Below are 464 nucleotides of genomic sequence, written 5' to 3'. Positions count from 1 at the left end.
CCATCAGGGCGGTCGCGAACGCGTCGTGACGTTTCTGCGCGTGCGTGCGCATGTCCGCCAACTCCACCGGCGGCGATTTCGCCTTGTGCTCGGGGAGCCCGTCCACACGATCCGAGACGTCTTCGCCAGCACCGTACTCGGCGCTGCTGGAGTACTTCGCATCGAACCAGTCATCGCCGCTGCCGCCGTCGCGATCGTCGCCGCTGCCCTCGCGGGCGCCGCCGGTCTCCCCGCCGCTGCCGCGACCGCCGTTGGGCTCGTCATCGCCGCTGCCGTCGCTATCGGCGCTGCTGCCGTCGCGATCGTCGCCGCTGCGGCTGCCGTCGCGATCGTCGGCGCTGCGGCTGCCGTCGCCGCTGTCGTCTGCGGGTCGGAACCGCACGGTACTGCTGCTGCCTTTGTCTTCGGCTTTCGGGTTCAACAGCGAATCGATGAGTTTCTGCAACTGTGCTGCGACCTCCGGC

The 464-nt window shown here is 69.4% G+C and carries 1 pseudogene; it reads right to left on the bottom strand.

What is annotated here, in order from left to right:
* Positions 1 to 464, bottom strand: a pseudogene (locus tag J1M43_RS16555) (hypothetical protein); the annotation flags it as partial.

The organism is Microbacterium sp. KRD172 (assembly GCF_017168295.1).
Taxonomy (GTDB): Bacteria; Actinomycetota; Actinomycetes; order Actinomycetales; family Microbacteriaceae; genus Microbacterium; species Microbacterium profundi.
Note: the sequence above shows the minus strand (reverse complement) of the source record. Positions and strands in the feature narration are given on the sequence as shown.